Source organism: Phocaeicola sp. HCN-6420 (assembly GCF_037890145.1).
GTDB lineage: Bacteria > Bacteroidota > Bacteroidia > Bacteroidales > Bacteroidaceae > Phocaeicola.
The window spans coordinates 1-526 of the sequence record NZ_JBBKBJ010000086.1; the positions used below are offsets into that span (position 1 = coordinate 1).

Here is a 526-nt window from a genome sequence, read left to right on the forward strand (position 1 = left end):
AACAAAAATTGGCGGGGATTGTTATGATAGTATCCTATACTATTTTTTTCGAATGAAACTGATAAAGACTTTATTACTGACTACACTTTTTAGTCCGCTTTATGCGCAGCAGCCTGCCGACTCGCTGAAGTATAAGGTGGAGGCAGGGGCTACCGTGTCGAATGGGGATTATGCGCCTGTATGGCTGACGGCCAACCGGTATGGGGTGGCGGGCAATGAACCTGACTTTGTATATGTGCGTGCCGGAGTGGAATGGAACAAGGTGCTGCCGAAGCACTGGCGGATTGACGCGGGACTGGATCTGGCGGGGGGAAAGAACCTGTCGTCGAAGTTCTGGATTCAGCAGGCTTATGCGGATGTGTCGTGGAAGGCACTGACGCTGAGCATCGGAAGTAAGGAACGACCGGGGTTCCCACTCGAGAAGAACGAGAGGCTGACCAGCGGCTGGATGGTGGAGGGCACGAACATGAGGCCGATTCCGCAGGTACGGGTGGAAGTGAAGGATTACCTGAACATTCCGGGTACA

At 53.0% G+C, this 526-nt stretch carries 1 pseudogene; it reads left to right on the forward strand.

The annotated features are described in order from the left end of the window. Positions 1 to 52: 52 nt before the first annotated feature. Positions 53 to 526, forward strand: a pseudogene (locus WKT12_RS16475) (capsule assembly Wzi family protein); the annotation flags it as partial.